This is a genomic window from Tardiphaga sp. (assembly GCF_041424195.1).
In the GTDB taxonomy this organism is placed as follows: domain Bacteria; phylum Pseudomonadota; class Alphaproteobacteria; order Rhizobiales; family Xanthobacteraceae; genus Tardiphaga.
On record NZ_JBGMOE010000203.1, the window covers coordinates 1 to 3,786 of the forward strand.

The window sequence follows — 3,786 nt, forward strand, 5'->3', positions numbered from 1 at the left end:
CAGCAAAAACGAGGGAATCGTGCGCGCCATGATTACGCTCGGGAAAAGCCTTGATCTGGCGATCACCGCCGAGGGCATTGAGGAGATGAGCCAGTGGGCGCATCTGTCGGAATGGGGATGCGATTTTGGCCAAGGCTATCTGTTTGGGAAGGGCATGCCGGCCGGAAAGGCGAAGGCCCTGATCTCCACCGGCGCGCGCGGGCTGAAAGGTGCTCCACGGTCCCCGCTTCGCGTGGCCCAGTTATAGCCCTGAACGCCGTCGCCGACCGCAGATTCAGTCTTCGAAGATTGTGCGCAGGCGTTGCAGCAGGTCCCGCGCGCGCAAGGATTGAGCGCTGGCATCCTTTACGAACCCGGTGATCGTCTCGGGCGAAGAACCCGCCATCAGCGCGATTTGGGCAGCGGCTAGAAAATTGGTCATCGCGGTCATCGGTTGGTTCAGTTCATGCACCAGAAGCGCGACGGTGTCGGCCGATCCAATCGCGTTCGCATCACGCTCGCTCGCCTGCGCGGCATGTGCGCCGGTGCCAAGCCAATCCGAAAGGGTTTGCAAAGAGCAGGCAAACACCCGTTGCCCTTCAATGACCACCTTACTCACCAGCGCGGCGACCGGAATTTCATAACCGTCGCGGTGGCGCGCCATGAAGACCCGACTTTGCGCGATTCGTTCGCCGTCCAGACTTCCCGCATACTCCGCGATGGTCCTATCGTGGATATGATGATATAGTTGGGGTATCAATTCGTTGATGTTCTGGCCCGGCGCGGTCTTGCCGTCAAAGCCGAACAAAATCTCGGCATGATGATTGGACGATCGCAGGATTCCGCAATCGTCGATCACCATCATCGGAAAAGGGACAATGGCCAGGATGGATCGCGCGATCGCATGATCGCCATCCATGGGCTTATCCGATTCTCGTGCGCCGTTCATCACCGGTCGCTTATAGCTCCGCGATGCAGCGCACCATACATCATATTGGAGCGTGTGTCTGGAACAGATGACACCGCACCGATGGGCGCGATTTTGCGACCCTTGAGCCGAGGCATCCGCAATTCAAACAATGCGCGGGCGGGTCAATCCACGAGCCCGGCTGCAAAAGCGATGCGCAGCGCGTCGGGTAGGGACCGGACGTGGAGCTTGGTCATCAAGTTGGCGCGATAGACCTCGACCGTGCGCGGGCTGATGTCGAGTTCGTGCGCGATGACCTTGTTGACCTTCCCCGCGATCAAACCCATCAAAACATCGACTTCGCGCGGGGCCAGGCGCGCGATCGATTGTTGTGCGGCAAGGACGCGTGCCGCGTCCGCTTCGACCTTTTGCAAGCGATCATAAGCACGCTCGATGGTGGTGATCAGCGAACCGTGATCATACGGTTTTTCCAGAAAATCGATTGCGCCGGCTTTCATCGCCTCAACGGCCATGCTGATATTGCCATGCCCAGTGATAATGACGCAAATCAGGGGCAAATCGCGCGCGCTAATGGCGGTCAGTACGTCGATCCCGGACGCGCCGGTCATATGCACATCGAGCAGCACGACTCCGGGTTCGAGGGTTTGTGCCGCCGCCAGAAATTCGTCGCCCGAACTGAAGGTGCTGATGATGAATTCAGAGCGCATGTTGAGCAAGGATTGCAGCGATTTACGCACCGGTTCGTCGTCATCGACGATATAAATCTGTTTTAACATGGCTACCCCGCTGGCCGTGGCGAAACTGTTTCCTGAAGCCCTTTATCCCCACGTGGGAACGGCGGCGCGCGGATCACGCCTTGTGCCGGGCAGTCAGAAGAAACAAACTCTCCGAAATAAACGTGATTGATCGAGAGCGATCTATCTTGCGGTGCAGCAATATTGTGCAAATGCACATTGGAGATTTTGACGTCTCCCACGCCGTAAAATGTTCGATCTGAGCGTGATAAAGGTACAACAGATTCGACCCGGCGTTTACGTCGGTGAAATGCACGGACCGAGGACACTTCTCGTAAAACCACATTTCACTATTACACCTAAAAAAAACGCTTTCCATAGCAAAAATGGATGATGCCGTTGGCCAAAAATGGGATTTACTTTAAGGATAAAACTGCTCCCGCGGAGGGTGATCTCACCGTTCAAGCATAGCCAGTGGCCCCGCCGGTTAACTGGGCAGGCCGTTCCTTCCACGACCGCGTTCGTTGATTTCCGGACGCGGAGCTGCAGGACCACCGCGCCAGATTGGGAAGTTTGTCCTTGCGGCTTGGGAGGCATGATCCCGTTCTGAAGGGTGGGTTTGGCTTGCCCGGGATGCCAAACCGAAGCGCTGGCCAGTCACTTGCCGATATGATCGGGCACGGGCGTAGCAGGGGGTTGGGTATCGCAATGTGACTGCCCAGAAACAGCCCTTCGTTCGTCGGGCGATATACGGGGGACCTGACGCCTTGGGTGGAAAGCTGTCGCTACTTATTGCGAAAAGCCGACCAGCGATGTCGCGCCACTTCGTTTTACAACCAGCAACCGAACGCCGCCACCTATCTCATCTTGGTTGGAGACTTCGACAAGCCAAGCGTCGCGGTGATCAGAAACATAGTAGGAAAGGTATGCGCCCTTCGCCGAGTATCTGTTTGGAAAGTGAGAGAAAATGTAATCTCTCGCCCTGACAACTGGGTCGATATGCTGTCTCACCGCTGGTTGCCGAGCGCCTAGCGCGAAACCGAAGAACGCTCCTGCAATCATTGCAACCATGATCGAAAGGACCGCAGTTCGTTTTGCCATTAGGATTGTATCGTGCATGTTGCGAATGTCCGCTATTGGGCGTGATCCGACGCTTGGCACTCGACCCGGCACGTTGCGCCATTGCGCAATGCTGCGCACGCCCAACGCAGCCATGCCAGTATCTCCTGCTACGTCTTGCGGGAAGCCGCTACTGCTGAACGAAGCGGCGCTTTCTGCGCCTGAACGGTCAGTGTTGCGGGGACCAGCGGCATGCCCAGCGCTCCGCTTTCCGCTGCCTCGATCAGAATCGCGCCGCTGCGTTTGCTCGACTGGACGATCACTTGTGCCAGTCCGTTGAACAGCGACCGCTCGCTCCCCTTGTCGCTCTCCAGGCAATTGGGATTGCCGTTGCCGACGCCGATCAGCTTGCCCGCTCCGGACACGCGGAAGCCGAGTTTCTGACTGGCGGTTGGCACCGGACGCCCGCGTGCATCGAGCGCTTCGATCTTTATCAGCGCGACGTCCTCGCCATCGGCATCGATCGTCAGCCGGTCGGCGGTCAGGCGCAGTGACCGCGCCGGGCCGGTTGTCTCGCGCCGCTGCGTCATCACGACGCGCCCCCCCACGCCGCCCGCGCGCCTCGATCACGCCGGGCTGATATATGGCTTTCCACGCGACGTGCCCGAGGTGCGGTACCGTCTGGCTGCCGAGGCTGCGACCATTGACCAGCAGTTCGACCTCATCAAGGTTGGAATAGACCCAGATGGCGAGTTCATCCCCCTCGCGGCCCGCCCAGTTCCAGTGCGGGAAAAGGTGGAGCGCCGGCTCCGGACGCCACCATGCCTTGTAGTAATGGAAATAATCCTTCGGAAAGCCGCACATGTCGACGATGCCGAATTGCGAACTGATCGACGGCCATCCATATGGGGTCGGCTCGCCGCGGTAATCGAAACCGGTCCAGGCGAAGCCGCCCGCCAGCCACTCGCGCGCGCCGTAAACGCCCCACCATTGTTCGGGCGTTTCGCCCCAGGGGACCACGCCGTCATAGCTGTTGACGGTGTTCCGCGCCGGGTCGCTGCTATATTCCCCGCGCGTCGAGATCGC

General features: G+C 58.9%; 5 protein-coding genes and 1 pseudogene. 1 reads left to right on the forward strand and 5 read right to left on the reverse strand.

Features of this window, described 5'->3' with window-relative positions; translation table 11 throughout:
• Positions 1–247: EAL domain-containing protein (locus ACEK02_RS27810; protein WP_371424699.1), on the forward strand; the 247-nt coding region annotated here is incomplete at its 5' end.
• Positions 248–274: 27 nt separating this feature from the next.
• On the opposite strand, the gene ACEK02_RS27815 is transcribed toward ACEK02_RS27810, so the two are convergent.
• From ACEK02_RS27815 to ACEK02_RS27835, 5 genes and pseudogenes are all read right to left on the reverse strand, one after another.
• Positions 275–898, reverse strand: coding sequence for a PAS domain S-box protein (locus ACEK02_RS27815; RefSeq protein WP_371424700.1), 624 nt, complete (start codon positions 896–898; stop codon positions 275–277).
• 173 nt (positions 899–1,071) lie between these two features.
• A complete protein-coding gene (locus ACEK02_RS27820; RefSeq protein ID WP_126848263.1) occupies positions 1,072–1,683 on the reverse strand; it encodes a response regulator transcription factor in 612 nt (203 codons plus the stop codon).
• Between the two features lie 747 nt (positions 1,684–2,430).
• Positions 2,431–2,856, reverse strand: coding sequence for a hypothetical protein (locus ACEK02_RS27825; RefSeq protein ID WP_126848265.1), 426 nt, complete (start codon positions 2,854–2,856; stop codon positions 2,431–2,433).
• A 14-nt stretch (positions 2,857–2,870) separates the two neighbouring features.
• On the reverse strand, positions 2,871–3,290 hold the full coding sequence (locus ACEK02_RS27830) for a hypothetical protein (protein ID WP_371424701.1): 420 nt from the start codon (positions 3,288–3,290) through the stop codon (positions 2,871–2,873).
• Between the two features lie 19 nt (positions 3,291–3,309).
• Positions 3,310–3,564 (reverse strand): annotated as a pseudogene (locus ACEK02_RS27835) (DUF4982 domain-containing protein); the annotation flags it as partial.
• Positions 3,565–3,786 lie beyond the last annotated feature (222 nt).

What these genes read in the sequence shown, in the direction of transcription:
- ACEK02_RS27815 (WP_371424700.1), bottom strand. Translation starts at nt 898, where the DNA reads ATGGATGGCGATCATGCGATCGCGCGATCCATCCTGGCCATTGTCCCT.
- ACEK02_RS27820 (WP_126848263.1), bottom strand. Translation starts at nt 1,683, where the DNA reads ATGTTAAAACAGATTTATATCGTCGATGACGACGAACCGGTGCGTAAA.
- ACEK02_RS27825 (WP_126848265.1), bottom strand. Translation starts at nt 2,856, where the DNA reads ATGGCTGCGTTGGGCGTGCGCAGCATTGCGCAATGGCGCAACGTGCCG.
- ACEK02_RS27830 (WP_371424701.1), bottom strand. Translation starts at nt 3,290, where the DNA reads ATGACGCAGCGGCGCGAGACAACCGGCCCGGCGCGGTCACTGCGCCTG.